Raw genomic sequence first — 26,243 nt, forward strand, 5'->3', positions numbered from 1 at the left:
GAGCGATCGATGACTGCCGTGTTGTCACTGGAACAAGTGAGCAAGCAATTCCCGGGTGTGAAGGCGCTGGATAACGTCAGCCTGACGGTCGCCGCCGGCGAAATTCATGCCCTGCTGGGCGAGAACGGCGCGGGCAAATCGACGTTGATGAAGATCCTATGCGGTATTCATCAACCCGATGAAGGCACGATTCGGCTGGATGGCGAACCCCGTCGATTCACCAGCTATCGCGATGCGTGTGCGACCGGCGTGGGCATCGTGTTTCAGGAATTCAGCCTCGTGCCGTGGTTGTCGGTGGTCGACAACATCTTTCTAGGCCGCGAACCGCGGAATCGCCTCGGCCTGATCCGGCACGCACAGATGCGCGCCGAAGCCAACGCTCTGTTCGACCGGTTGGAAATCGACATCGACCCGGAGATATCGGTACACCGGCTGAGCGTGGCCGATCAGCAATTCGTCGAGATTGCCAAGGCATTGTCGCTCAACGCCCGCGTGCTGGTACTCGACGAGCCAACCGCCCCGCTTACGCCAAGTGAAGTCGAACGCCTGTTCCGCATCATGCGACGCCTGCGCGAAGACGGGGTCGCGATGGTTTTCATCTCGCATCATCTCGAAGAGATCTTCCAGATCTGCGACCGGATCACAGTGCTGCGCGACGGCACATACGTGGACAGCTGCCGCGTGGCGGACACGGATCACGACGCACTCGTGGAAATGATGATCGGGCGTCGGGTCGAGAACATCTTCCCTCCGCGCCAAGCACGGGCCGCGAATTCCCCGCTTCTGCTCACGGCCGAGATCGGCCTGAAACAGACCGACCACACCGATTCGATCACGTTGCACCGGGGCGAAATTCTGGGGTTTGCCGGGCTCGTGGGATCAGGGCGCAGCGAATTTGCCATGGCCCTGATCGGCGCCTATCCGACGCGCGTCGCCCAAATTCGACTCGACGGCGCCGACGTCACGTTTCGCTCACCGGCCGATGCGCTGGATGCGGGGATCGGGATGCTGCCGGAGGATCGCAAGCGCCAGGGACTGATCCTGCCGTTTTCCTGCGCCGACAACATCACGCTCAATCACCTGGGACAATTCTATCGGCCGGCTCCGTTTATCAGCCGCAAGCAAGAAGCCGAAACCGTCGATGCGGCCATGGATCAGGTCCGGGTCAAGGCACCGAGTGCGCAAACCCCTGTGGCCTCGCTTTCCGGCGGCAATCAACAGAAGGTGGTCATTGCCCGCTGGCTGGATCGCGGCTGTCGGATTCTCATTTTCGACGAGCCGACGCGCGGCATCGATGTCGGCGCCAAGGCCGAGATCTACACACTGATGAAACGGCTGGCTGCCCAGGGCATCGCCATCATCATGATTTCTTCCGAACTACCCGAGATCACCGGCCTGTGTGACCGCGTGCTGGTCTTCAGCCACGGCCGGATCGTGGCCGAACTGGCCGACGAGGCGATCGAGGCCGACACCATCATGCGACACGCCGTGACCGAGCCACGCCGCAACGATGTCTCCCATTCTGTGACCGAGGACGCCTGATGAGCGACGCCACCCCATCCGCCGCCGTCGCGGCGCCGCGACGACAACGCCGTTCGCGCTGGCAGCGGCTGCTGCATTCGCCGATGTTCTTCCCGCTCCTGGGGTTCATCGCCGTATTCATCATCATGAGTCTGGTCAACGACCGGTTTCTTGATCTCGGGAATATCCAGAACGTGATCCGACAGGGCTCGGTGATCGGCATCATCGCCGTGGGCATGAGCTTTGCCATTTTCACCGGCGGCATCGATCTGTCGGTCGGCCCGGTGATGGCCCTGTCCGGCACCATCATGGCCGGGCTGATGGCCGCGGGCTGGCCGGCACCGGTCGCAATCGCCGCCGGACTCTGCCTCGGCAGCGCCTTCGGTGCCTTCAACGGTTTCTGTGTCGCCTTTGGCCGAATGCCGCCGATCATCGTCACCCTGGCCACGATGGGCGCGGCCCACGGCCTGGCACTGCTCTACACCGGCGGCTACCCGATCTCGGGGTTGCCGTCGTGGTTCTCCTGGTTCGGCCGCGGCACGCTGGCCGGCATTCAGTTGCCGATCCTGATCATGCTTCTGACTTATGCGATCGCCTATGTGGTCCTGCATCACACCCCGTTCGGTCGTTATGTCTATGCCGTGGGCGGCAACGAGGAAGCGACCCGCCTGACCGGCATCCGGGTGCCGCGCACGAAGATGCTGGTCTACACGATCAGCGGCCTGACGGCGGCCATCGCCGGGCTTGTGATCACCTCGCGTCTGATGAGCGGGCAGCCGGGCATCGGCGAAGGCTTCGAGCTGGACGCAATCGCCGCCGTCGTACTCGGCGGCGCAGCCATCGCCGGCGGGCGCGGCGTGGTTCTGGGCACACTCGTCGGTGCCATGCTACTGGCCATGCTCAACAACGGACTGAATTTGATGGGCGTGTCGTCCTATCTGCAGGACGTCATCAAGGGCGGGATCATCCTGCTGGCCGTCTACATCGGTCGCGGCCGCGACGCCTGACCTGTCTCCAACCCGACTTCACTGTTCAACGCCGCGACGCGGCAAGGAAATTCCGTCATGAGCCAGACCGCCGAAACAATGCAGGCCATTGTCTGTCATGGGCCCGAGGATTATCGCCACGAGCGCATCGCCCGACCGACGGCCGGCCCCGGCGAGGTCATTCTCAAGATCGGTGCCTGTGGTATCTGTGCCAGCGACGTGAAGTGTCGCGGCGGTGCGGCCATGTTCTGGGGCAGCGCGTCCCAACCGTCGTGGGTGAAGGCACCAGTGGTGGCCGGCCACGAATTCTTTGGCGAAGTCGTCGAGCTGGGTACGGGTGCTGCCGAGCGCACCGGGCTTACGATCGGCGACCGGGCCATCGCCGAACAGATCGTGCCATGCGGCGAGTGCCTGTACTGCGATTCCGGTCATTACTGGATGTGCGAAGTCCATAACATCTTCGGCTTCCAGCGCGAGGCCGCTGATGGCGGCATGGCCGAATACATGCGCATACCGGCCAAGGGCCGCCTGCATCAGATTCCGGAAGCCCTGAGTCGGGCCGAGGCGGCTTTCATCGAGCCGTTGGCCTGCGGGATTCATGCCGTCAATCGCGGCGATATCCAGCTCGACGATACGGTGGTGATCGCCGGCGCCGGGCCAATTGGCCTGGCGATGGTCCAGGTCGCCCATCTCAAGACACCGAAAAAGCTCATCGTGATCGACATGATCGATGAACGGCTCGAACTGGCCGAACGCTTCGGCGCTGATGTCACCCTCAATCCATCCCGAGACGATGTCGGCGCGCGTGTCCGCGAGCTGACCGGCGGTTACGGCTGCGATGTCTATATCGAGGCCACCGGTTCACCGACCGGCGTCCGCCAGGGGCTGGACATCATTCGCAAGCTCGGGCGCTTCGTGGAGTTCAGCGTATTCGGCAAGGAAACATCCGTGGACTGGTCAATCATCGGCGATCGCAAGGAACTGGACATACGCGGCGCCCATCTGTCGCCGCGGACCTTTCCAGTCGCCATCGACCTGATGCAACGCGGGCTCGTAAGCACTGACGGCATCGTCACGCACGAGATTCCCATGGCCGATTACGAACAGGGTTTCCGCATGGCCACCGCGGCCGAATCGATCAAGGTGCTGCTAATTCCCTGATCGCGCGGGCCACCGTGGCTATTCGATCAGCACGCCGCGGACCGTCTCGGTCTGCGGCGCGAGTTCCGGCTCGGCGATCCGCTCGAGCAACATCTCGAGCGCCCGCTGGCCGGCATGAAAGCCATCGTGCACCACACAGGGTACGTGGATATCGAAGATATCGAGGTAGGGCAGCCGATCGACGCTGACCACGCTCAGTGTGTCGGGCGCGATGCCGTGGGCCTTCATGGCCTGTAATGCGCCGAGCGTGATGAGCTGATTCAGTCCGAAAATCGCACCGGGCATGCCCCGACTTTCGATATGCTCGCTCACCCGCTCACGCGCCGGTGCCAGGGTGTAATCCCCCCAGACGATGTCGAGCGAGAGCGCTGTCGTACTCGTACGGCGCGCGAGCGCCTTGCGCACACCGGCCAGGCGCTCCTGAGTGATTCGGGAACGCTCGGGGCCTGCCACCACCAACAGATCCGTCGCCCGGCGCTCAAAGACCGCGTCGGTTTCGGCGAATACACGCTGGAGCAAATGACGAGCCGCACATTCGCCTGCCCAGGCGTTGTCGAGCACCACGGCACTGAAACCGGCGTCGGCCAGAGTGCGATCGAGCTGTACGACAGCCACATCGCTGTTACGCAGACGCTCGACGTAGGCTGGTCGGTAATGCGGCTCGTCGGATACGGGCGAGAGGATGATGCCAGCCGCCTGGTAACTGAGCAGCGTTTCGATCGCCTTGGCCTCTAGCCAGGGCTCTCCATCTGTATCGAACAGCAGAATCGCGTAGTTGTGTCGTTTCGCATGACGCGACACGGCCTTGATCATCTCGGCGTAGAACGGGTTGTCCACGCTCGCGGTGACGAAACCGATCAGTCGACTCTCGCTGTGCTTCAGGCCCCGCGCAAAGGCATTGGGCACATAACCCAGCTCGCTGGCCGCGGCCTCGATCCGGGACCGGGTCTCGGGCTTGACCAGCTCCGGCCGATTCAGTGCCCGCGACACCGTGATGCTCGTCAGACCGACACGGGCGGCAACGTCGGCGATGGTGACACGGCGCCTCTTGGGCATCTGGCAGCGTTATCCGAATCGAAGACAGGACCAGCGCCTCAGCCTATCGCAAACCGCACCCGCGTCGTCAGCCCGCAACGGGTCGACGCGGGTTTTGGCGCCGCTGGCTGTCGTCGCCCTCAGGCGCCCAGCGGCCCGGTCTGTTTATCGAGCGCACCGGCTTCCTGATCCACCGGGCGTCGCTTGATGGCCGCATAGGCCAGGCCGGTGATGACCGATCCGGCAGCAATGGCCGCCAGATACAGCAACGCATGCCCCACCGCCTTCGGAATCAGCAGGACGAACAGGCCGCCGTGCGGTGCCATCAGCTGGCAGCCGAAGAACATCGACAGCGCCCCGGCGACCGCGCCGCCGACCACGCAACAGGGAATCACGCGCAGCGGGTCCTTGGCGGCAAACGGAATCGCGCCTTCGGTGATGAAACACAGCCCCAGCACGAGCGCGGCCTTGCCGCCTTCGCGCTCGGCCTCGGCGAACTTCGATCGGGCGACGAGGCAGGCAATGCCCATGGCGATCGGCGGCACCATGCCACCGGCCATGATCGCGCCCATCGGCAGATAGGTCTGGCTCGACAACAGCCCGACCCCGAAGGTGTAGGCCGCCTTGTTGATCGGCCCGCCCATGTCGATGCACATCATGCCGCCGAGCAGCGCGCCCAGCAGCACGGCATCGGTCGAGCCCATCGAGTTCAGAAACGCCTTGAGTTCCGCCAGGATCGCGGCCACCGGCGTGCCGACGACATAGATCATGATCAACCCGGTCGCCAGCGAGGACAACAACGGGATGATCAGGATCGGCTTGAGCGATTCCATGCTCGCCGGCAGCGGAATCGCCCGCTTGACCGCCAGTGCCGCATAACCGCCGAGGAAGCCGGCGATAATGCCACCGATGAAACCGGCCCCGAGGTCGGTGGCCAGCAACCCCCCGATCAGCCCCGGTGTCAGGCCCGGGCGATCGGCAATGGAATAGGCGATGTAGCCGGCCAGCACCGGCACCATCAGCTTGAAAGCCGCCCCGCCGCCGATCTGCGAGAGCGCGGCGGCGAGACTGCCTTTCTCGTCGGCGGCATTGATACCGAACATGAACGACAAAGCGATGCACAGACCGCCGGCCACGACGATGGGCAGCATGTAGGACACGCCGGTCAACAGATGCTTGTAGACGCCGCGTTCCTTGATCGACTTGTTGGCGCGACCCGGCGCCGACGCGGTGCCTTCGCCTTCAACGACCGCCTCGGAAAGCGCGGCCTCGACGGTCGCCCGTGCTTTTTTCAAGGCATTGCCGGTGGAGGTCCGGTAGATGCGTTTACCGGCGAAACGCGTGTCGTCGACCTCGATGTCACAGGCCAGCAGCACGACGTCGGCTGCCGCGATCTCGTCTTCGGTCAAGGCATCCTGTGCGCCGACCGAGCCCTGGGTCTCCACGCGGATCTCGTGGCCCAGCGCCCGACCGGCTTCGGTCAGCGCCTCGGCCGCCATGAACGTGTGCGCCACACCGGTCGGGCAGGCCGTGACCGCGACGATGCGCTGGCCGTCGCCGGCGGTATCGGACGAGGCCTGGCCTGCCGGCCGGCTGAGAACCGACGGCGCATTCGTATGGTCGTAGACCACGCTGCCCTCGGCGGCCGCATCGAGCACGGCCTCCGGTTCTGCCAGTGCGTCCGCGATATCGGCGTGATAAAGCGCTCGCCCATCGTAGCGCGCCAGATCCACCGGCGCGCTCGCGGCCACGATCACGCAATCGGACGTGCCCGTATCCTCGTCGTGGAACACGCTGGACCAGCCACGTCGTTCGGCGGCCCGCGCCAGACGCTGGCCGGCGAGCCAGGAGGTGGTATGCCCGCCGGGACAGGCGGTGACGATCGTCAGTTTCATGCTCTCCCCCCTCGAACCGCGTCGACAGCGGTGGAATCACTCAGGTTGTGAATACGCGTGGCCGTGTGAAGCGCCGTGAAACCAGCGTGATCGCTGCGTCCCACACCCACTCGCGTAACCGCGTCGGCGGCCAGTGCGGCGGCGAAGGCCAGCGTGCGCGCATCGGCCCAGCCCGACAGGCGGCCGTGCAGCAGGCCGGCCAGCAACGTATCGCCGGCACAGACAGTGTCGATTACACGCACGCGCGGCGGCTCGGCCTGCCAGACCGCTGCCGGCGTGACCCAGAGCAACGCGTCATCGCCTCGGGAGATCACGACATCCGCCGCCCCGCCGGCCTGCATGCGCCGGGCGGCGGCCAGAAGCTCGTCGCGCGAGGCCGGCGTGTGCCCGTCCCACTCGGCGAGCTCTGCTTCGTTGGGTTTGACGAGCGTCGGGCCGGCCGCGATACCCGCGGCCAGCGCCGCCCCGCTGGTATCCAGCCAGACCGGCGTGCCGCGCGCCGTGATTCGCAAGACGAGCCCGGCGAATGCATGCGGCGATACACCGGGGGCCAGGCTACCGGAAACAACCACCGCCGCCGGCGCGGCCGAGAGCAGATCATCCACGTCGGCCAGCAGCCGGGCCCAGGCCTCATCGTCGATGCCGGCCCCGGCGGTATTGAGATCGGTGACACGACCATCCGCCTCGCCGATCTTCACATTGGTCCGGGTTTCACCGGCGATGCGCGTACAACCATCGACGATGCCACACGCTGCAAACGCGGCGACGAACCGGTCCGCGTTGGCCGCGCCGAGAAAACCGGCCGCGGTGACCGCATGGCCGTGCGCGGCCAGCACTTCGGCCACGTTGTGGCCCTTGCCGCCACAGCGAGTCGTCGTCCGTTCGGCCCGATGCACGGTGCCGGGCGAGAGCACATCCACGCCGATCGACAGATCGATCGCCGGATTGAGCGTGATCGTGACCACGCGACTCATACCGGATGCTCCAGCGCTTCGCGAACGGCGGTCGCGGTCGGCAGTCGCAACCATGCATCGGCCTGGGTCGCAGCCTCGCGCTGGTCCAGATCGCGGATACGCGCCTTGACCAACGGCACCTGACGCGCGTTGACCGAAACTTCATCGACACCGAGGCCGACCAGTACCCGGATCGCCTGGGCATCGCTGGCCAGCTCGCCACACACGCCGACCCAGCAGTCGTGGCCGGCCGCGGCCTGGACCGTCATGCGGATCAGGCGCAGCACGGCCGGATGCAATCCGTCGGCCTCGGCGGACAGCCGCGGGTGGCCGCGGTCGATGGCCAGCGTGTACTGCGTCAGGTCGTTGGTGCCGATCGAGAAGAAATCGACGTCCGGCGCCAGCGTCTCGGCGAGCAGTGCACAGGACGGGATCTCGATCATCACGCCGAGCTGGACATCGAGATCGCGATCGAACTCGGCCAGCACGCGATCGTAGATGGCTCGGGCGGCCTGAAACTCGGCGACGTCCTTGACCATGGGAAACATGATCCGCAGGGGACGGCCTTCGCTGGCGGTGACCAGGGCCCGGATCTGGGTTTCAAGGATGTTCGGCCGCATCAGCGCCAGGCGAATACCGCGCAGCCCGAGAAACGGGTTGTCCTCGGGCGGTACGGGCCAGTAATCCAGCGGCTTGTCGCCGCCGACATCCAGCGTCCGGGCCACCAGCGGCCGATCCGGACCGAGTGCATCGAAGGCCCGTCGGTATTCGGTGACCTGGGTCTCCAGATCGGGCGCGGACGGATGCGCCATAAAGATGAATTCGGTGCGCAGCAGCCCCACGCCCTCGGCCCCGCGGCCGACGGCGTCCCCGGCGTGAGAGGTATTGCCCAGGTTGGCCGCGACCTCGATCCGCACGCCGTCCCGCGTGATCGCCGGCTCGTCGCGCGCCGCGAAGGCCCGCTCCTCGAGCGCGGCCCGCTCGGCGATCGCACGCTCGGAGCGGGCCCGACGTTCATCGCTGGGGTTGGCCACGAACCGACCACGCTCGCCGTCGATGATCAACGATGTCTCGTCAGCCAGCGAGAGCACCTGTTCGCCGGCACCGACCACCGCCGGAATGCCGAGACTGCGCGCCAGAATCGCGCTGTGCGACGTCGCCCCGCCTTTGGCCGTCAGCAGACCGCGCACCCGCTCCGTGTCCAGCTGGGCGACATCGGACGGGCCGATGTCCTCGGCCACGAGAATATAGGGATGCTCGGGTGGCTCGGGCATGGACACACCGCACAACACGCCCAGCACACGGCGGCCGACATCCCGCAGATCGGCGGCGCGCTCGGCGAGCACGCGGTCGGCGAGCGCCGCCTGGGCTCGGGCCGAGGCATCGATGGCCGACCACCAGCCGGCCTCGGCCGAAGCCCCTTCGTTAATCGCCTCGACGGCGGCCTCGCGCAGCTCGGGATCCCGCAGCATCTCCTCGTGCATGGACAGGATCTCGGCCATGTCGCCGCCGTCGGCGGCCTGGATGAGATCGGTCAGCTGGCGATAGGACGCCCGGATCGCATCGTCCAGACGCTTGCGCTCGGTGATCGAATCGTCGCTGGTTTCGGCATAATCGAACGCCGGCAGACGCATCACGAACACCGGCGCGATCGCCATGCCCGGCGAGGCCGCGACCGCCGTCAGCGGCGTATCGTCGTCGGGAGCCGGCGCGAGGGCGACAGGCGTGGTCTTGTTACGCGAGGGCCGCGCTTCGCTGGTGTCCTCCAACGGCAACACATCCTCGCCGAGGCCGGCACGCACGGCATCGGCGATGGCCCCGAGCGCCGTGGCCGCCCCCTCGCCCTCGGCCGAGAAGACCAGCATCTGGCCGCGTCGTGCGCCCAGGCCGATCACCTTGGTCAGGCTGGCGGCCGATACCGAGTCCGCCCCGCCGGCCTCCAGCCGAACACGGATTGGCAGGCGTTGTTCGCGGGCGATCTGGACCAGCTGCTTGGCCGGGCGAGCGTGCAGGCCGTGGGCGTTACGCACCCGCACCCGCAACACCTCGGCCCCGGCCGACTCGCCGGCCAGCCGCCCCAGCAATTGAGCCGCATCGAGCTCCGGCAACCGGGCGCCCTCTCCAGCCTCCAGAACGCCTAGCAGCCGGCCGAGCAGTTCTTGCGTGACGTGCTCGGCAGCGGCCTCGGGCCGCGACATGCGGGCCAGCACGAATACGCCATGAACCGAGCGCGGCTCGGCAGGCGTGGCCACGGCCAGCGCCGGCTGGCTGACATCGTGGCTGGACTCGACCAGATACAACCCTTCCCCGAGTGGAATCGGCTGACTGGCCAGGGCATGTCGCACGAAGCCCGAACCGGCGACGCCGGCCTCGTGCAGGCGGGCAGCCGCGATCGCGGTCAGCCCCTCGCAGCTTGCGGCCGGCACCCGGGCCGCAATCGTGGCGCGATCGAGCCGGGCACTGACGGGCTCGCGCGAGAGCAGCTTGATCACGGTTTCGGCATCGCTGGCCGCGGCCAGCCGATCGGCCACGCCCGGCGTATCCAGCACATGCGTAAGCTGTCGCAGGATATCCAGATGCTGATCACCGGCCGCGGCAATCGTGACGATCACCGAAACCGTGTTGCCGTCGTGCCAGGTCACCCCGTCGGGGAACTGCAACACCCGGAGCCCGGTATGATCGACGTGGGCGCTGGCATCCTTGGTCCCGTGCGGGATGGCAATGCCATTGCCCAGATAGGTCGAGGATTGGGCCTCGCGATCGAACAGGGCATCGGCATAGGCCGAGTCGACCAGGCCGGCCTCGACGAGCGCTTTACCGGCCGCGCCCAGCGCATCGCGCCAATCGTCGGCGGTCTGGTCGAGCAGCACGGCATCAGGGGTGAGTTCGAGCATGGGTTCTCCCGGTACGGGCGCGACCGTAGGCGTTGAACGAGCCTGCTGACTATTCGCCGAAGGGCGCATGGCTGAATCGTGTCAGCCGTTCTAGAGTGCATGCTGAAACCAGGCCGTGATGGAAGCAAGTGAAATGGCGCCCCTTAAGACAAAAGTCTGACCGGCAGACGCGATCATGACAGCACGCACACTCGCCGACATCGCCCGGCTGGCCGGTGTTTCGCGCACGACCGCCAGCTATGTCGTCAACGGCCAGGCCGAGGCCCGTCGGATCAGTTCGGCGACCGTGGCGCGGGTCAACGCGGTCATCGCCGAGCACGATTTTCGGGTCGATGCCCGGGCCGCCGCCCTGCGACGGGGCGAAACCCGCACGCTCGGCCTGATCCTGCCCGATCTCGAAAACCTGAGCTATGCGCGTCTGGCCAAGCACATCGAGCGCGGCGCCCGACGGGCCGGCTATCAGCTGTTCGTCGTCGACTCCGATGACGACCCGGACACCGAGCGCACGCTCGTGGCGGCCCTGCGGGCCCGACGCTGCGATGCGCTGATCGTGGCGTCCTGCCTGAGTCCGGACGATCCCTTCTATGCCGAGATCGTCGCCGACGGCCTGCCGGTGATCGGCTTCGATCGACCGCTGGATCCCACGCGGCTCTGCAGCGTGGCCTCGGCCAACGAGAGTGCTGCCTACGAACTCGCGAGCGCCGTACGATCCCGGATCAACGGCACGGCCCTGTGGCTGGATGCCGTCCCCTGGCTGTCGATCACTCAGCGGCGCCGCGCCGGGTACGAACGGGCGCTTGCCGCGCGCGGCGCGTCCTCATCGGCGGCGTGCACCGGCGTCCGCTACGATCGCGCGACGGGGGCCAGACTCATGCAGGCCTATCTGGCCGAACACGCGCCGCCCGCGGCCGTGATCACGGCCGCCTATCCCCTGCTCGACGGCGCCCTGGATGTCTTGCTGGATCACGGTACATCGCGGCCCAAGCAGGCACTGCCGCAACTGGCCACGTTCGGCGATCATCGCCTGCTGGATTTCCTGCCCACTACCGTGCATACGATGGCCCAGCAGCACGATATTCTGGCGAACCAGGTCTTGAAACGACTCTGGGCCGCGCTTGCCGATGAGTACCTGCCGGGTCACGATCGCATCCCGCGTGTGCTTCGTCGGCGGGACAACCGCCCGTGAACCGCATACGACATTAGTGGTAGGCACACCATTTATTCGTGGGAATCGGTCCCAGCGCACGCTATTTTATGCGCCACCGTACGCCGCCGCATGTCGGCGCCCTGCATCAAACGGGCGCCCCGCCCCATCAAACAAAGGAGATCAACATGGCTGGCTCCGCCAATCCCGGCTCCGCCTCGACAGGCCGAGCCCCCTCGGCCGTCGCGCACGCCGATATCGTGCCCATGGTCTGGCTGTCCTGCGGCCTGGCCGCGCTCGCCGGCCTGCTGTTCGGCATGGACATCGGCGTCATTTCCGGCGCCCTGCCTTTCATCAATAAAGAGTTCGATCTGTCACCGTCCATGGAGGGCTGGATCGTCTCCTCGATGATGGTCGGCGCCGCCGTCGGCGCCCTGTCGGCCGGTTCCATCTCGAAGAACATGGGCCGCAAGCGCGCGCTGCTGGCCTCCTCGCTGCTGTTTATCGTCGGGGCACTCGTGTGCGTGGCCGCCACCGGCCCGACGCTGCTGTGGATCGGGCGCATCCTGCTTGGTCTGGCGGTTGGCGTGGCCTCGTTCACCGCGCCGCTGTATCTGTCCGAAGTGACGCCGGAGCGCATTCGCGGCACGACGATCTCCTTCTACCAGCTCATGGTGACGGTCGGTATTCTCGCCGCCTTCGTCTCCAACGCTGCCTTCTCCTATATCGAGAGCTGGCGCTGGATGTTCGGCGTACTCACGATTCCGGCCATTCTCTTGTTCTTCGGGGCCCTGTCCGTGCCCAACAGCCCGCGCTGGCTGGCGGCCAAGGATCGCTTCGACGAAGCACGCAACGTGTTGTCCAAGCTGCGCGGCACGAGCGAAGAAGTCGAATACGAGATGAGCGAGATCCAGGAGGCGATCTCTCAGGAATCGGAATCCAAGGGCTGGGCCATGTTCTGGCGCAACTCGAATTTCCGACGCTCGGTGTTTCTGGGGATCGCCCTGCAGATCGTGCAACAGTTCACCGGCATGAACGTGATCATGTATTACGCGCCGCAGATCTTCCAGGCCTCCGGTTTCGAAGGCACGTCGGCGAGCCTGTGGGCGACCGTGGTCACCGGCCTGACCAACGTCCTGGCGACCTTCATCGCGATCGCGCTGATCGATCGCGCCGGCCGTAAGCCGATTCTGTTCGCCGGTTTCGGCATCATGGCGGTCACCATGGCCGTGCTGTCCTTCGTGCTGTACATCGGCGCGACGAACACCGCGCTGCAATACACCGGCCTGGCCGCCGTGCTGCTGTTCGTAGCCGGTTTCGCCATGTCGGCCGGCCCGATGATCTGGACGCTGTGCGCGGAGATCCAGCCGCTGCAGGGCCGTGACTTCGGCATCGGGGCGTCCACCGGCGCCAACTGGATCGGCAACTTCGGCATCGGTTATTTCTTTCCGATCATGTTCGCCGGCATCGGCGGCGCCTGGACCTTCGGTCTGCTGGCCGTCGTCAATGCGGTCTTCATCCTCTTCACGCTGGCCTTTGTCCCCGAGACCAAGGGCATCTCGCTGGAGAAGATCGAGAAGAACCTGCTGTCGGGCAAGCGCCTGCGCAATATCGGCACCTGACCGGGCCGCCGGGCCGGCACCGATCGGCGCCGGCCCGGCTGTTATCATTGCAGGATGCATTTCATCGACCGGTTCGGCCCTGCCGAGCCGGTCGATCTCGTTGGAGAATCCTGTGTCACAGCATCCTGCGATCGCCGCCAGCAACGCGGCCGTGGTCACCGGGGCCGCCAGCGGCATCGGGCATGCCGCGGCGGTTCATTTCGCCGCCCACGGCATGCACGTTGTGCTCGTCGATCGTCCGGGCCATCCGCTCGACGATGCGGCAAGCGACGTGCTGGATGCCGCCCGCAAGGCCGGCCATGCGCACAGCGTCGTCGAGGCGCGGGCCGCCGACGTGGCTGATTTCGCGGCCGTGCAAGCCCTGGCCGATGCGGTGTTCGCTGCATACGACCATGTCGGCGTGGTGATGAACAACGCCGGCGTGAACGGCGGTGGCGGGGTCTTCGAGAAACACGATCGCTGGCAGACACTGATGCAGGTCAATCTATGGGGCGTCCTGCACGGCTGCCAGGCCTTCGGCCCGCGGCTGGTCGCGCAGAACGGCCCGGCCGCGATCATCAACACTGGCTCCAAGCAGGGCCTCACCAACCCGCCGGGCGACGCCGCTTACAACGTCACCAAGGCAGGCGTGAAAGCCTATACCGAGGCCATGGCCCACGAACTGCGCGAAATGACGGGCGATGATCGGGTCACGACCCATCTGCTGGTTCCGGGCTTTACTTATACCGGCATGTCGAAATCACGCCACCCCACCCAACCGGCGGAAGCCTGGACACCGGCTCAGGTCATCGACTACATGGACACCGCACTCGCGGCCGGTGATTTCTACATCATCTGCCCGGACAACGCGGTCGATGCCGCCACCGACCGTCGGCGCATCGCCTGGGCCGCTGGCGACATCACCGAAAACCGGCCGGCGCTGTCGCGCTGGCACTCCGATTATCGCCAGACGTTCGCCGATTACGTCGACGGGAGCACCTCATGAGCAACGACTGGGACCGCGCCTACGATAACCGCGGCGCCGTCGCCGATGCCGACGACTGGATCGCGGCCTGGCAGGCCGACGGTGAAGCGTTTCGTCGGGCCCACGAATCGCGCATACATCGGCGGGCCTACGGACTCCAGGCTCGTGAGTTCGTCGATTACGTCGAGCCGGCCGATACCCAGCCCCAGGGCACGCTCGTATTCGTGCACGGCGGCTATTGGCGATCGATGGCGGTCGAAGCCAATCATCAACTGGCCGCAGGCCCGCTGGCCCGCGGCTGGCGCGTGGCGTTCATCGAGTATCCGTTGTGTCCGGACGTCTCGCTCGAATCCCTCTGTGACTCGGTGCTCGCGGCGATCGGCGATATCGCCGATCGCGTCGACGGCGACCTGACGCTGGCCGGCCACTCCGCCGGCGGCCATCTCGTCACGCATGCCGTGACCGAACACGCCGGCCTGCCCGATCCCGTGCGTGCACGCATACAACGCGTGATCTCGATCAGCGGCCTGCACGACCTGCGCGCCCTGGCCCGTACCACCGATATCGGCGGCACGCTGGCGCTCGACGAAGGCCGGGCGGCCGCTCTCTCGCCGGCGCTGGCACGCCCCGCTTTCGCCGGCGATCTGCTGTGTGTCGTCGGCGCCGACGAACTACCGGAACTCAGGCGGCAGAGCCACCTGCTGGCCAATATCTGGACCGGCCTCGGCCAGACCACGGCAGCCCACGAGATCGCCGGCGAACATCATTTCTCGATCATCGAAGCCTTGCGCGCGCCGAACACGGCCCTGACCCGCTGGACCGCGCCGAAACACCTGTCGATGACGGCTTGAAGACAGGCACGGTCCGGTCCGTCCCCGCCCGCGTGATCACCTCAACGATGCGGCGCGGACCGGCCGCCGGCGGGCAGCTTGCCGCATCCGCCCCCGCTCGGCGATCGCACCGTGAACCGGCAAGACCGCGGGCCGGGACTGATACCGACGCCGGATATCGTCAGTCGGTACCGCGCAACAGGCGCAGGAAACGCACGATATAGAGCCCGATCGCCACAGCGAGCAGACCCAATCCGATACGCAGCGCCGTCATACCCAGCAAGGCATCGGCGACCCAGCGTCCGAGCAGGACGAGAGCGCTGGCCCACAGCAACGAGCCGAGCGTGGTGAAGACCAGAAAACGCCCGAGCCGCATGCGATGGAAGCCCGCCGGCACGGAAATCATCGAGCGCATCCCCGGGATCAGCCGGCCGATCATCACCAGCCAGACCCCGTAACGTCGAAACCAGCGACCGGAACGGTCGATATCCTGGGGCGTGATCAGCAGCCAACGCCCCCGGCCGCGCAGAAACGCCTTGAAGCGCGCCTCGCCCATGAGTCGGCCGAGGTAATACAACGGCAGCGTTCCGCAGACGAGCCCGAGCGTGGCCGCGGTGATCGCCAGCGCCACGCGCAGATGATGGTGATCAAACAGGGCCGCGGCGAAGGGGATCGTCATCTCGGCCGGCAAGGGCGGCAGCAGATTGACCGCGGCCATGGTCAACAACAGATATCCATAGCCGGCGAGATCAGACAGATAGAGCACGGATTCGAGCATATCCACGCCGGCTGTAAACAATCCGTCATTGTCTCGCGTTATACACAGCGACGCGAGCCTCGCCCGACCGCTCGGTCGTCGACGCACGGGCGCGCGACAGGGCGCTGACGCGTTACCCGCGGCTTGCGTCACGACGGCGTCGGCCGGCCTCGCTCATCAGCCTGTGCCGTGCCTGCAAACGCGTCACCGCAACGCCGCGTATCTCGCCAGGGTCTCACACTGCTCGGCCACGCGCATCGCGCCTGACAATTCAACGACGGGACAAGTGCGCGCAGCCAGCCATGCGCGATGACGCGACAGGCTGCGCCCGGGCGCCGTACCGGCGTCATATCGGGCCGCCCAGGCCAGGAAGGCCCGATTCACCCGGCCGTAGCGTGCCTGTTCACGTTGCCGGAGCCGCGCCAGCCGGGTCCGACGGTCCACGTAGACAAAAACGATCGCAGCGAAGGCGTTCTCGATCTCATCGCCCCAACCCATGACCGAGCCGGCGACCACGGCGTTCGGGTCAGCCCGCAGACGGGCTGCCATCAGGAGTTGTCGCTCGGCGGCCGGGCGTTTTGTCGTGAATGGCGGCACCGTCGCATACCAGTAGATATCGTCGGCCTCGACCCGAACCGTGCCGCGTCTGTCCGCCAGCGCCCGTGCGAGCGTACTCGTACCGGAACCGGCCGCACCTGTGATCAGAACCGCCATGGCGGCCAATCTATCGCGCGCTGCGCCCGGCATCCACCGCCGGGCAACGCGTCATGGACAACGCGGACAGCAACACGCCCGGCCCGTGCGATCCGGCGCCCCCGACGAGAACACGGCTCGGGCGGCCCGGGCCGATAGGACCGGCACACCGGGCAGGCCACACCGGCGCGCCCGCCCGCTGTCAAACCGTTCGACAGACAATCGTCGCGTCGCCGAGCACGCAAGTCCACGACATGGGCCCCGATGACCGGCCTGACTGGATCGAACCTGTCGGAAAAATTGACAGCTGTCTTGCACGCGCCCGCTACACCAGGCGATCAGCCCTTGCGTTTCAAATATTTGCGAGCCTGGAGCGAATCTTGCCAAGCCAGCTTTTCGACATCCGCAGGGGGAAACGATGTTGAAGCACGCGCTGGGCCGGCCGGTACGATGGATGACATGGGCACGGGCCCGCTCTGCCGGGCGCGATATATCGGCGGCCGCATCGCCGACGACAGCAGCCGCGCGCAGCGGGCGCGATGCACGAGTAGACAGTCTGCGCGGACTGCTGCTGGTGATCATGACGCTCGATCATCTCGGCGGGCCGCTCTACGCCATCACCTACTCGCCGCTTGGCTATGTGACGGCGGCCGAGGGCTTCGTCTTTCTGTCCGGTTATATGTTCGCACTGGCCTATGCGCTACGTGCCCCCTCGATGCCGGTCCTGCTGACGAAGTCCCTGCGGCGCGCCGGCCTGATCTATCGCTACCACGTTGCCCTGCTGGCGCTGCTCGTCGGCCTGACATGGCTGATGCCCCGGCTCGCTGCCTACTGGCACCTCGGCGGCGCCAGCGATCATCCGGTGACATGGCCCCTGTTATCGATCGCACTGATCAACCAGCCGTCCTATTTCGACATCCTGCCGATGTACGTGATCTTCGTCCTGACCACACCGCTGGCCGCCCTCGGATTCGCGCGCGGCCGGGGCCACATCGTGCTGCTGGTCAGCGTCGGCATTTGGGCGCTGGGCAGCCTCGTGAATCCCACGGCATCGCTCACGGCCCAACTCGACGGCGATTTCCGCCCCGGTCATTTCAACCTGCTCTGCTGGCAGCTGCTCTGGGTGGCCGGACTCGCGCTAGGCTACTACCGAGAGCCCGTCAAACGCTTGATCGCGCGCCTGTCACCGGCACTATGGCTGGCGCTGATCCTGTTCCTCGGGGCGATCTTTCTGGCCCGGCACGGGATCGTCACACTCGGCGTGTCCGCCGCCGCCCCAGCCGTCGACAGCACCCACATGGGCTGGCTTCGCATGCTCGACACACTCGGTCTGCTGCTGCTCACCGGCGGGATGCTCAGCTACGTTCGCCGAGACGCCCGGATCGGCTGGCTCGCCTATCTGGGCCGTGCTTCCATTCAGGTCTTTGCCTTCCAGATCGTGCTCGTCTATCTGGATATGGGCATCGGGTTTAGGATCACGGCCCTGGGCGGCCCGGGGCTGTATATCGTCTATTCCCTGCTGTGCGTGATGTCGTTGACCGTTCCGGCCTTTCTCCACCACCGGCGACTTTGATGCGGCCGGGCCGGCTGTCCGCTCCGGCCACGGTGCCGCGGCGGCCTGCCGACCGGCTCCAGGCGCGGAATCAGCACGGTCTCAGTACCGGGGCCTGTTCGACAGCCTCGGCCAGCCATCGACATTCGGCGGCGTCGCCCACGCAGGCCGCGGCGATACCGGCGGCATGATCGATTCAGAGCGGACCGATCATGCCGCGTCTTCTGCATCGTCGGTGCGCTATGTCTTGTCCGTCGTCTCGTCGTCGGCCCAGGCGCCCGCGACCTCGTCCCGATTGAACGCCTTGCGAATCAGATCGGCTTTCTGTTGCTCGATCGGATGCGGGTCCACGGCCGAGATCGGTGCGTGCTCGCTGCCCGCGCCACTCAACACCGAAACCTGCGAGGCCGGGAACAGGTTGAGCGTCTGGGCGAACGGACGGATGAAGGCATCGAAGTTGTCGATGAGATAAGCCTCCAGCGCCGAGGCCCCGCCCTTGTTGAGAATCTCGATGGTCTTGGCGAGCTGTTCGATCTCGGCCTCGGCCACGCCGCGAATCTCGAAGGCCTCCTGTTCGGCCTCCAGCCGGCGCCGATCGCTCTTGCCGTGGGCCGGTGTCACGATTTCGGCTTCGTACTGCGCGGTGAGATATTCAATGCGCTGTTTCTCGGCGGTGATCTGCGCCCGCACGCCGGCTTCATTGGCCGATCCGTCGCGCTTGGCCCGCTCGATGCCCACCGCACCGCGCTGGCGCTCATCGGCCACCTTGGCACTGGTGCTGGTCTCCAGCGATTCGCGTTCGTTGTCGCGCTTGCGGCATTCCACTTCGCCGCGCCGGGCCTCGGCCTGCTCTCGCGATGTCGCGTGGGCCTCGGCCTGCGAGCAACGCGCCTGCGACTTGGCACTGGCCGACTGCGTGCGATTGAGCAGGCCGATATAGAGCTCGCCGTCGCCCATGCCCGGCAGGCGATGATCCTCGACGTCGGCGATGTTCATCGTGGTGATCTCCAGGCCGATGGCTTCGAGATCCTCCTTGCAGACCCGAATCATGTTGCGCACCAGCTGGTCCTTGTCGCGCATGACCTGCTCGGGGGTCATGGTGGCGATGGAGTCACGCAGATGCCCCTCGACGATGGAGCTGGTCACCTGGATCAGTTCCTCGCGATCCTGGGCGATCGACAGAATCCGGCGAATGGCGTTCTGCAACACCTTGCCGGAGGACGACACGGCGAACGAGACGGTGGCCGTGACGTCGAGCGGAACCATGCCCTTGGCGATCGCGGACTGGACTTCCACGGAGGTGGTGCTGGGCCGCAGGTCCAGGTCGTAGCGCTTGTTGATGAGAGGCCAGACGACCACGCGGCCGCCGTGATAGGTGCGATAACCGTGCGGGCCCTTGCCCGCGACGATCGCGACCTGGTTGGCGCCCACGACCTTGAAATTGCGCACGAACTGGAAGGCGAGCGTGAGTACGATCAGGGCGACCAGCAGCAGGAACGACAGAATGAGTGTGGATGCCATGGCTCAGCCCTCCTCGGCGGCGCGGGCACGCTCGGCGGGCTCGCCGGTGCTCATGAATTGCTTGATGCTGATACCGAAAGCCTGCTCGAACTGTTCGAGGAAGTTCACCAGGCCGGCCGGGCCACGGTTGACCGCGGCATTCACGCCGTCGTCATCACCATCGCCCATGAAGGTCAGGTTATCCAGACGCAGATTCTTGGCGCCGTCGGCATAGGCATCGAACAGCGAACCGAGTTGTTGCTGGACGAACAACGGCACGCGTGCGTTGGCGCCGGCGCTGGCCAGCAGCGTGGCCTTGCGCTCGAGCAGCTCGTTGCGCACGCCACGCAGGATGTTCACGGCGTCGTTATCGCCGCGCGCCAGGATCTCGGCGGCCAGTCTTTCCTTCTCGGGCTTGAGCGTGACGTCAGAGCTGTTCTTGTATTCCTGCAGTTCGCTGCGGGCCGTCTCGACCTTCGACTGGGCCGTGCTGCTGGCCTCGTCGATGCCGGCATCGGCCTCCTGGCGCGCCTGCGCGATACGGGCATTGCATTCCTGTTCGACCAGGCCGAGGCGCTGCTGGGCCTCGACGATCGCCTCGTCGGCCCGGGCCTTGGCGATCGCCTGACGGCGCTCACTGTCGGATTCCGCGGACTCGGCGACCGCGGCCAGGCGGGCCTCCTGCACCTCGACCTCCTGGCGCTTGTGGGCCACCGCCTTGGTCGCGAGATTCGAGATGTAGTCGGAGCTGTCCCAGATGCGCTGAAACGAGACAGAGACGACCTTCATGCCGAAGCTCGACAGATCCTCGTTGGCATCCTCGAGCATTTCCTGACGGAAATGCGCCCGCTCGCCCTCGCCGACGCTCGTATTCTCGTCGGCCTCCGGCAACTCACCGGCCTGCACCTTCTCCACGCTTTCCACCATTCCCATGGCCTCCAGCGGCGTCGTGCGGTTCATCGCGCCCCGGAAGTTGCCGATCATGGTCTGCTGAATCTGGTCCTGAATCTCGGCCCGGCTCTTGCCGAGCATGCGTTCGACCGCGGTGAACAGGAGAGCCTGGTCCTCGACATCGACACACACACAGGCGGTCGCATCGGCACCGACGGTGATCCCGTTGGCCGAGTTGACGCCTTCCACGCGGACGTTGATCGGCAACACGCTCAGGTCTAGCAGCTCAGCGCGATGCAGAAACGGAATGACGATCGCGCGCCCGCCGAGAATCACACGGAAACCGTAGGTCTTGCCGTTGACCGTGGTCTTGGCGCCCTGGATCACCATCACGTGATTGGGCGGACATACACGGACCAGCAGGCGCAGAAAGCCCACCAGAATGAGAAATATCAGTACCGCGATACCGCCGGCTGTGGCAAAGCCGAGCAGTGCCGGGGCCTGTCCCGAATCGACACCCATGTTCAAGCGCTCCTGTTCTCGATTGTTCTCGGACGGCCGGCACGGCCGCCACTGTCGTCATCAGGCCTCGGGCATGGCCACGATCAGGCCGCGATCGCTCACGGCGACCACCGCCACGCGGGCGCCCTTGGGAATGAAATCGTCGGCATCGCTGGCCGCGTAGCGATCGCAGACCAGCTGATCCAGAGCGATCCGCACGCGGCCGATCTCGCCCGGATGAATGGCGATCAGGACCTCGGCCCGTTCGCCGATCAGGTCCCGATCGTGGACGGTGGAATCCAGATCCTTCTGCTGGAACCGAATCACGCGGCGATAGAGCACCGCGGCCACCACGCCGGCCGCCAGCGCACAGACCAGGCTGACGAACGCGTTCGCCCCGAGCACGGTGGCCACCAGCCCCATGGGGCCGAACCCCAGACCGAAATAGATCACCAGGCGCAGGGCGCCCAGCAGCGTGAACAGGGCATGGCCCGAGCGACGCTGCTGTTGCCAGGCGTTGCCCTTGACCGCCACGCCGGATTCACCGTGGGCATCCTCGCCGCCGCCACCGTCGTGACCGGCATGGTCGCCCACAGACATATCGCCGGCGTCATGGCCGCCGCCGTCGTGGTCCGCATCGCCGAGCAATCCCATGCTCTCGATGGCAATGACACCCAGCGCAAAGACCGTGGCGAAAAGATAGATGCCTTGTAGCAAGACCGGCAGCGACATGCGTCCCCCTGTTAACGGTGCGACGTCCACCGATATTAGAGCAGCGTACGCGAATCAAGCTCGGTCACAACATTCGATCGCTCCCGGTCTTTTATCGCCTCATCTAAATCGGGTCCGGGCCATACCAGCTCGCCCCGTGTCATATGGGAAGCGCCGGTCCCATATCGCTGCTTTGGGTGGCCGCGAGCATGTAAAGAGCGCCGCATCGCAGCGATCCGGCAAGCGGCCGGCCCGGATTGCGCTGCACCCACCTCGCGCCTAAGCTGCATGCTGGGCATTCGGCGACCAGAGCCAGAACAATGACCAGCGTGATGCATTTTCTCGAATCGGCCACGGCGAAACTGGCCGCCGTGGGCGTGCCGACACCGAGCCAAGAGCCCGCGCCGGTGCTCGGCCTGCTCGAACGGCTCGAGCCGATCGACCCCGACCGGGTGCTCGTCATTGCCCGCACGCTGCAACAGGCCGGCCACTTCAACGAAGTCGTGCGCACCCATATTCGCGGCCACGACCTGGCCGATCGCTATAACCAGATCGCCGAGGATTTCACCAGCATTCGCGAGGATGTCCGTACGCTGGTCAATCAGCGCCAGAACGGCCGACTGAGCCTGTCGCAGCGCCTGCAACAACGCTGGATGAAACTGCGCCGCGGCTCGATCGAGGCGCGTTTTCAGGACATCGCCCGTACCTATCGCGACGTGATCGGCGACTCGCGCGCCGCCATCGAACGCGAGCAGGCGATACTCGCCGCCTACGCCGATTTTCGGGGCGCACTCAAACAGTCGGAGGTCGAGGCGCACGCGCTGCACGAGCAGACCGAGACACAGCTGGCCGGCGCACGCGAAACGCTCGAAACCCGGGAACGGGCCCTATCCGAAGCCGAAGGCGACCGCCAACGCGCCGAGGCCGAACTGGCACGGGACCAGGCCATGGCCGGTTTCGAGCAGGCTCGCAAGAACGAACAGATCGCCAAGGATCTGGCCGAAAACCTCCAGATCTCCTACGCCACAGGCGAAACCGTGATGGGTCGACTGTCCCAGAGCAGCGACGTCAAGGAACGCGTCTACGAACAATCGGTCGCTTTTTTCAGCACCAACGAAAGCGTGTTCACCGCCCTGGCGGCGACCTTCGTCTCGCTGGGCGGCCTGCACGAGTCCACGCAGACGCTGGAACGCATGAAACAGGGCATGAACGAATCGATCGAGACCCTGGCCGACGTCGGCGACGACGTCCTCACGGAAGGCACGCGTGCCGGCTACGGCCCCGGTCTGCGGGCCGAAAGCGTGGCGAAACTCGTCGATGCCATCGGCGACTATCAGCAGCGTACCTTCGAAACCACACGTGAAATGCGCCAGCTGGCGACCGAGAACGCCAATGAAGTCGCCAATCTGGTCGAAGCCGGCAAGGCTCGCTACAGCCGTCTGCTGCACGAAGAGCCCGCCGCCGATCCCGCATAATCCATGACCGACGCCGATCCGTCCCGCCCCGGCCTGGAAGACAGCCTTGTCGTCATGGACATCGCCGATCGCATGCGCCGACGGGCCGATACGCTCGATCGGGCCAGCGATTACGAAAGCCGCCGGCAGGCCCTGCGCGAACGGCTGGAAGGGCTGTACGCCGCCCAGCATATCGATATCGATACGGCGACACTCGATGCCGCGATCGAGCAACACCTGGCCCGACGATTGACACACCGCCCGGCGCGCGGCCTGGCGGCCGCCCTCGCCCGTCTGTACGTCCGCTGGCTGGCACCGCGACAAGACCGGCCCGCCGTCGAGCGCTGAACCGTGGCCGAGCCCGATTCGAATGACGCGCGCATCGCGCGGCTGCAGGCCCGACTGGCCGACAACGAGACCCGCCAGGCCGATCTGTGGCAACAGTTCGCCGACGCCCGCGCCCAGAGTCTGGCCGCGGGCCGCATCGCCGGCGCGCTGACCCGCAGCGACCGGCGAATGCTCGAACTGCGCGACGCGCGCCATGCACACGGCCAGGCCATCGAGCGCGCCTGGCAGGAACAGGCACAACGCGAATCGCGACGCACCGAGGTTCTCGCGGCTGCCCGCGAACCGGCCGAAACCGCGGCGGCGGCCCACGCCGCCTGCCGCGCTGCCGTCGAGGGCGAGCTGCAGGCCGATGCCGACTATCGGCGCGCCGCCCAGGACTACGAACGCACGCGCCAGACCCTGTCCGACCTGCAGGATCGTCTGACCGATGCCCGCGCCGAGCTCGAGGCCAAACGCGGCGCGTTCGAGCAGGATCGCCTGTTCGTCTACCTGCTGAACCGCGGCTATGCCAGCCAGCACTATGCGCGCTGGGGCTGGGCCCGTCGTATCGACGACTGGATCGCGACCATCGTCGACTTCAACAATGCCTATGCCGATTACAGCCTGCTCAAGGACATGCCGGCCTGGCTGGAGGAGAACATCACCCGGATCACGGCCCTGAAGGCCACCCACGAACAGGCCTTGGCCCGGCACTGGGAGCAGGCCGCCCGAGCCAGCGAGTTGCGACGCCTGCGAGACCGTGCCGAACAGGCACGCCTTGAAGCCGAACAACAGGCCGAAACCGTCGCGCAGGAGCGCGCGCGGGATGCGGCCCTGATCGCCGCGCGAGATGACTACCGGGCACAGAACGATACCTACGCACAGCAGATGCGCGATATCTATCGACAGAGCTTTCGCGATCAGCCGCTATCGGCCCTGCGCAGCCTGGCGGCCCAGACCGCCACCGACCTCGATGCCCGAGCCGTGGATTCACTGGCCCGTCTACAGCGCGAACATGCGGACCTGTGCCAGCGCCTGGCCTCGCTCAGCGACGACGACGACGATGACGATAGCGTTTCTTGAGCGCCGGCGTGATTGCCACCACCGCATTCGAACGCCATCGAGTCGATATCCAGCCTCCCGAAACGCCGCGCCCGGGCGGCCAACTCCCCAGCGAGATTGAACTTTTGCCGCGAACGTCTGTTTAAAGACCAAGGACGTTCAATCACGCCGCCGGCCACAGCCCGGCGCAGGAGATCGGCAATGGAATCTCGGGAGAAACAGACGATCGACAGCCTGTTCGACCGGCTCGAACAGGCCGAAACACAGACCGGCCCACGCGATACGCAGGCCGAGGATCACATCGCTGCGCGCGTGCGCGAACAGCCCCACGCCCCGTATTACATGGCCCAGGCCATGCTCGTGCAGGAAGCCGCCCTCAAGAAACTCCATGCCCGAGTCGCCAACCTCGAACAGCGACTGACAACAGCCGAGGGCAACAGCCACAGCCCGTCGCATCGCAGTGGTCTGCTCGCCTCCCTGTTCGGAGGCCGCCCGTCAACCACGCCCCGGGCCGGCCGCGAGATGCCCGAGCCACGGTCACAGCCGCCCGGGGTCGCGCGCGACAGCGGCTTTCTCGGCGGCGCGCTGCAAACCGCGACCGGTGTGGCCGGCGGTATCATGGCCGCCGACATGCTGACCGGACTGTTCCACCACAGCCAGCCCGACGAGATCGTCGACATCATCAACGAACCGGCACCCGGCGACAGCGATTTCAGCGATGCCGGGTTCGATGGCGCCGGCGATGCCAACGACGGGTCGAATACGAACGTTGCCGATTTCAACGATCCGGGCTATGACCCGGGCGACGATACATTCGGCGGCTGGGGCGACGACGACAGCTTTCTCTAACGCCAGGGCAAGCCTTGCGCGGCCGGGTGTTGCCCTGCCCAATCAGCCACATGGCGTATCCGGAAGTGCAGCGCCGCGGGGCCAGAGCAGCCAGGCAGCGCCGACGGGGGTAATGCGGCGGTTTGTCTTGCAAAAAATGATCGCCGGCGCGGCGCACGCGGGACGTGTCAACACGCCCCAGGGCGTGTTGAGGTTTCGTTCGAGCGCCGCGTTGGCGCCACAAATCGTGTCCGGCAAGGCGCGAGTCGCCGATCGTGGCGTGCCACGATCAAGGCTCGCAACGCCGCCGGGCGTGATTTGTGGCCCAACCCTTCGGGACAAGTGCCCCCAAAATCAAAAACACGACGGCAATCCAGCGTTCTAGCACGCTGGCGCAGAATGACACGCTATGCGTGCTACGCCTTGTCTTGCCGCCCATCGTCAATTTCAGGGCGCACTTGGCGCGGACTCGCACGAAACCTCAACACGCCCTAGTCTGGAATCAATCGCCGGCCGAAGCTGACCGCATCGTCCGGCGTATAGCCGAGCCGCTCGTAGAACGCCGCCACCTCGGTGTTGTCGCGCCGGATCTGCAGATTGATCTTCGGGCAGCCGCGCGCGATCAGCGCGGCTTCGACGGCCTGCATGAGCTCGCGTCCCAGCCCCTGCCCGCGCCGGCTCGGCGCGACCGCCACGTAATAGACCCAGCCGCGGTGTCCGTCGAAGCCAGCCATCGCCGAGGCCACGATCTCGGTATTGTCGCGACCGACGAAGAACAGCTCCGGCTGCTCGGCCAGCTTGCGTGCGATGTCCTGTCGTGGATCGTTCCAGGGCCGCGTGAGGCCACACTGAGCCCAAAGCGCGATGACGGCCGCCTCATCGGCGGGTTCGAATATGCGAATGTCCATCTCGATTCTTGATGCTATCGGGGGATTGAAAGCCGCAACACGATGGCTTCATAC

The 26,243-nt window shown here is 66.0% G+C and carries 22 protein-coding genes; 12 read left to right on the forward strand and 10 right to left on the reverse strand.

Going from position 1 to position 26,243, the window contains the following annotated elements:
- Positions 1 to 9: 9 nt before the first annotated feature.
- Genes D3260_RS06120 through D3260_RS06130 form a run of 3 tightly spaced genes read left to right on the forward strand, consistent with a single transcriptional unit; the run spans position 10 to position 3,668 of the window.
- Entirely contained in the window at positions 10 to 1,542 is a 1,533-nt protein-coding gene (locus D3260_RS06120) for a sugar ABC transporter ATP-binding protein (protein ID WP_120097682.1), read from the forward strand.
- Complete coding sequence (locus D3260_RS06125) at positions 1,542 to 2,528, forward strand: ABC transporter permease (protein WP_120097683.1); 987 nt, start codon at positions 1,542 to 1,544, stop codon at positions 2,526 to 2,528. The genes D3260_RS06120 and D3260_RS06125 overlap by 1 nt, the downstream gene beginning before the upstream one ends.
- A 57-nt stretch (positions 2,529 to 2,585) precedes the next feature.
- The gene (locus D3260_RS06130) at positions 2,586 to 3,668 is read left to right on the forward strand and encodes an alcohol dehydrogenase catalytic domain-containing protein (RefSeq protein WP_120097684.1); all 1,083 of its coding nucleotides are present in this window, start codon (positions 2,586 to 2,588) and stop codon (positions 3,666 to 3,668) included.
- A gap of 18 nt (positions 3,669 to 3,686) precedes the next feature.
- Here the strand turns inward: D3260_RS06130 and D3260_RS06135 are convergent, their stop codons facing one another.
- From D3260_RS06135 to ptsP, 4 genes are all read right to left on the reverse strand, one after another.
- On the reverse strand, positions 3,687 to 4,724 hold the full coding sequence (locus D3260_RS06135; RefSeq protein ID WP_120097685.1) for a LacI family DNA-binding transcriptional regulator: 1,038 nt from the start codon (positions 4,722 to 4,724) through the stop codon (positions 3,687 to 3,689).
- A gap of 119 nt (positions 4,725 to 4,843) precedes the next feature.
- Entirely contained in the window at positions 4,844 to 6,598 is a 1,755-nt protein-coding gene (locus D3260_RS17965; protein WP_120097686.1) for a fructose-specific PTS transporter subunit EIIC, read from the reverse strand.
- On the reverse strand, positions 6,595 to 7,572 hold the full coding sequence (locus D3260_RS06145) for a 1-phosphofructokinase family hexose kinase (RefSeq protein WP_120097687.1): 978 nt from the start codon (positions 7,570 to 7,572) through the stop codon (positions 6,595 to 6,597). Before D3260_RS06145 ends, D3260_RS17965 begins: the two co-directional genes overlap by 4 nt.
- Positions 7,569 to 10,445, reverse strand: coding sequence for a phosphoenolpyruvate--protein phosphotransferase (ptsP, locus tag D3260_RS06150; RefSeq protein ID WP_120097688.1), 2,877 nt, complete (start codon positions 10,443 to 10,445; stop codon positions 7,569 to 7,571). The genes D3260_RS06145 and ptsP overlap by 4 nt, the downstream gene beginning before the upstream one ends.
- A gap of 175 nt (positions 10,446 to 10,620) precedes the next feature.
- Here ptsP and cra point away from each other — a divergent pair, with 175 nt between their 5' ends.
- The 4 genes from cra (at position 10,621) to D3260_RS06170 (ending at position 15,026) form a co-directional block, all read left to right on the forward strand.
- The gene (gene cra, locus D3260_RS06155; RefSeq protein WP_120097689.1) at positions 10,621 to 11,631 is read left to right on the forward strand and encodes a catabolite repressor/activator; all 1,011 of its coding nucleotides are present in this window, start codon (positions 10,621 to 10,623) and stop codon (positions 11,629 to 11,631) included.
- A 224-nt stretch (positions 11,632 to 11,855) separates the two neighbouring features.
- Positions 11,856 to 13,211 carry a sugar porter family MFS transporter gene (locus D3260_RS06160; RefSeq protein WP_120097732.1) on the forward strand — a complete coding sequence of 452 codons (1,356 nt, stop codon included), beginning with the start codon at positions 11,856 to 11,858 and terminating at the stop codon, positions 13,209 to 13,211.
- Positions 13,212 to 13,323: 112 nt separating this feature from the next.
- On the forward strand, positions 13,324 to 14,196 hold the full coding sequence (locus D3260_RS06165; protein ID WP_199671379.1) for an SDR family NAD(P)-dependent oxidoreductase: 873 nt from the start codon (positions 13,324 to 13,326) through the stop codon (positions 14,194 to 14,196).
- Entirely contained in the window at positions 14,193 to 15,026 is an 834-nt protein-coding gene (locus D3260_RS06170; protein WP_120097691.1) for an alpha/beta hydrolase, read from the forward strand. The genes D3260_RS06165 and D3260_RS06170 overlap by 4 nt, the downstream gene beginning before the upstream one ends.
- 160 nt (positions 15,027 to 15,186) lie before the next feature.
- Here D3260_RS06170 and D3260_RS06175 read toward each other — a convergent pair whose 3' ends face one another.
- Together D3260_RS06175 and D3260_RS06180 are read right to left on the reverse strand one after the other, a co-directional pair.
- Entirely contained in the window at positions 15,187 to 15,783 is a 597-nt protein-coding gene (locus D3260_RS06175) for a DedA family protein (RefSeq protein ID WP_120097692.1), read from the reverse strand.
- A gap of 183 nt (positions 15,784 to 15,966) precedes the next feature.
- A complete protein-coding gene (locus D3260_RS06180) occupies positions 15,967 to 16,476 on the reverse strand; it encodes an AAA family ATPase (RefSeq protein WP_158583416.1) in 510 nt (169 codons plus the stop codon).
- Between the two features lie 433 nt (positions 16,477 to 16,909).
- Here D3260_RS06180 and opgC point away from each other — a divergent pair, with 433 nt between their 5' ends.
- Positions 16,910 to 18,028: an OpgC domain-containing protein gene (gene opgC, locus D3260_RS06185; protein WP_255415810.1), complete on the forward strand. Its 1,119-nt coding sequence runs from the start codon at positions 16,910 to 16,912 to the stop codon at positions 18,026 to 18,028.
- Between the two features lie 219 nt (positions 18,029 to 18,247).
- On the opposite strand, the gene D3260_RS06190 is transcribed toward opgC, so the two are convergent.
- The 3 genes from D3260_RS06190 to D3260_RS06200 are packed head-to-tail and all read right to left on the reverse strand — an operon-like array spanning position 18,248 to position 21,631.
- Positions 18,248 to 19,528 (reverse strand): flotillin family protein, encoded by a 1,281-nt coding sequence (locus tag D3260_RS06190; protein WP_120097695.1) that lies wholly within the window; start codon positions 19,526 to 19,528, stop codon positions 18,248 to 18,250.
- Positions 19,529 to 19,531: 3 nt separating this feature from the next.
- Complete coding sequence (locus D3260_RS06195) at positions 19,532 to 20,920, reverse strand: flotillin family protein (protein WP_120097696.1); 1,389 nt, start codon at positions 20,918 to 20,920, stop codon at positions 19,532 to 19,534.
- A gap of 60 nt (positions 20,921 to 20,980) precedes the next feature.
- Positions 20,981 to 21,631 (reverse strand): NfeD family protein, encoded by a 651-nt coding sequence (locus D3260_RS06200; RefSeq protein WP_120097697.1) that lies wholly within the window; start codon positions 21,629 to 21,631, stop codon positions 20,981 to 20,983.
- Between the two features lie 299 nt (positions 21,632 to 21,930).
- On the opposite strand from D3260_RS06200, the gene D3260_RS17800 reads away from it, so the two are divergent.
- The 4 genes from D3260_RS17800 to D3260_RS06220 all read left to right on the forward strand — a co-directional run bounded on the left by D3260_RS17800 (position 21,931) and on the right by D3260_RS06220 (position 25,302).
- Positions 21,931 to 23,085 carry a cell surface protein gene (locus tag D3260_RS17800; protein WP_120097698.1) on the forward strand — a complete coding sequence of 385 codons (1,155 nt, stop codon included), beginning with the start codon at positions 21,931 to 21,933 and terminating at the stop codon, positions 23,083 to 23,085.
- A gap of 3 nt (positions 23,086 to 23,088) precedes the next feature.
- On the forward strand, positions 23,089 to 23,412 hold the full coding sequence (locus D3260_RS06210; protein ID WP_120097699.1) for a DUF6384 family protein: 324 nt from the start codon (positions 23,089 to 23,091) through the stop codon (positions 23,410 to 23,412).
- 3 nt (positions 23,413 to 23,415) lie between these two features.
- Positions 23,416 to 24,474, forward strand: coding sequence for a hypothetical protein (locus tag D3260_RS06215; protein WP_120097700.1), 1,059 nt, complete (start codon positions 23,416 to 23,418; stop codon positions 24,472 to 24,474).
- 180 nt (positions 24,475 to 24,654) lie between these two features.
- A complete protein-coding gene (locus D3260_RS06220) occupies positions 24,655 to 25,302 on the forward strand; it encodes a DUF2076 domain-containing protein (RefSeq protein WP_120097701.1) in 648 nt (215 codons plus the stop codon).
- A gap of 470 nt (positions 25,303 to 25,772) precedes the next feature.
- On the opposite strand, the gene D3260_RS06225 is transcribed toward D3260_RS06220, so the two are convergent.
- A complete protein-coding gene (locus D3260_RS06225; RefSeq protein WP_120097702.1) occupies positions 25,773 to 26,189 on the reverse strand; it encodes a GNAT family acetyltransferase in 417 nt (138 codons plus the stop codon).
- Positions 26,190 to 26,243 lie beyond the last annotated feature (54 nt).

The sequence above is a fragment of the Salinisphaera sp. Q1T1-3 genome (assembly GCF_003602005.1).
Classification (GTDB): Bacteria; Pseudomonadota; Gammaproteobacteria; order Nevskiales; family Salinisphaeraceae; genus Salinisphaera.

Excerpts from the sequence above, each read along its gene's own strand:
- D3260_RS06120 (WP_120097682.1), top strand. The coding sequence starts at position 10 with ATGACTGCCGTGTTGTCACTGGAACAAGTGAGCAAGCAATTCCCGGGT.
- D3260_RS06125 (WP_120097683.1), top strand. The coding sequence starts at position 1,542 with ATGAGCGACGCCACCCCATCCGCCGCCGTCGCGGCGCCGCGACGACAA.
- D3260_RS06130 (WP_120097684.1), top strand. The coding sequence starts at position 2,586 with ATGAGCCAGACCGCCGAAACAATGCAGGCCATTGTCTGTCATGGGCCC.
- D3260_RS06135 (WP_120097685.1), bottom strand. The coding sequence starts at position 4,724 with ATGCCCAAGAGGCGCCGTGTCACCATCGCCGACGTTGCCGCCCGTGTC.
- D3260_RS17965 (WP_120097686.1), bottom strand. The coding sequence starts at position 6,598 with ATGAAACTGACGATCGTCACCGCCTGTCCCGGCGGGCATACCACCTCC.
- D3260_RS06145 (WP_120097687.1), bottom strand. The coding sequence starts at position 7,572 with ATGAGTCGCGTGGTCACGATCACGCTCAATCCGGCGATCGATCTGTCG.
- ptsP (WP_120097688.1), bottom strand. The coding sequence starts at position 10,445 with ATGCTCGAACTCACCCCTGATGCCGTGCTGCTCGACCAGACCGCCGAC.
- cra (WP_120097689.1), top strand. The coding sequence starts at position 10,621 with ATGACAGCACGCACACTCGCCGACATCGCCCGGCTGGCCGGTGTTTCG.
- D3260_RS06160 (WP_120097732.1), top strand. The coding sequence starts at position 11,856 with ATGGTCTGGCTGTCCTGCGGCCTGGCCGCGCTCGCCGGCCTGCTGTTC.
- D3260_RS06170 (WP_120097691.1), top strand. The coding sequence starts at position 14,193 with ATGAGCAACGACTGGGACCGCGCCTACGATAACCGCGGCGCCGTCGCC.
- D3260_RS06175 (WP_120097692.1), bottom strand. The coding sequence starts at position 15,783 with ATGCTCGAATCCGTGCTCTATCTGTCTGATCTCGCCGGCTATGGATAT.
- D3260_RS06180 (WP_158583416.1), bottom strand. The coding sequence starts at position 16,476 with ATGGCGGTTCTGATCACAGGTGCGGCCGGTTCCGGTACGAGTACGCTC.
- opgC (WP_255415810.1), top strand. The coding sequence starts at position 16,910 with ATGACATGGGCACGGGCCCGCTCTGCCGGGCGCGATATATCGGCGGCC.
- D3260_RS06190 (WP_120097695.1), bottom strand. The coding sequence starts at position 19,528 with ATGGCATCCACACTCATTCTGTCGTTCCTGCTGCTGGTCGCCCTGATC.
- D3260_RS06195 (WP_120097696.1), bottom strand. The coding sequence starts at position 20,920 with ATGGGTGTCGATTCGGGACAGGCCCCGGCACTGCTCGGCTTTGCCACA.
- D3260_RS06200 (WP_120097697.1), bottom strand. The coding sequence starts at position 21,631 with ATGTCGCTGCCGGTCTTGCTACAAGGCATCTATCTTTTCGCCACGGTC.
- D3260_RS17800 (WP_120097698.1), top strand. The coding sequence starts at position 21,931 with ATGACCAGCGTGATGCATTTTCTCGAATCGGCCACGGCGAAACTGGCC.
- D3260_RS06210 (WP_120097699.1), top strand. The coding sequence starts at position 23,089 with ATGACCGACGCCGATCCGTCCCGCCCCGGCCTGGAAGACAGCCTTGTC.
- D3260_RS06220 (WP_120097701.1), top strand. The coding sequence starts at position 24,655 with ATGGAATCTCGGGAGAAACAGACGATCGACAGCCTGTTCGACCGGCTC.
- D3260_RS06225 (WP_120097702.1), bottom strand. The coding sequence starts at position 26,189 with ATGGACATTCGCATATTCGAACCCGCCGATGAGGCGGCCGTCATCGCG.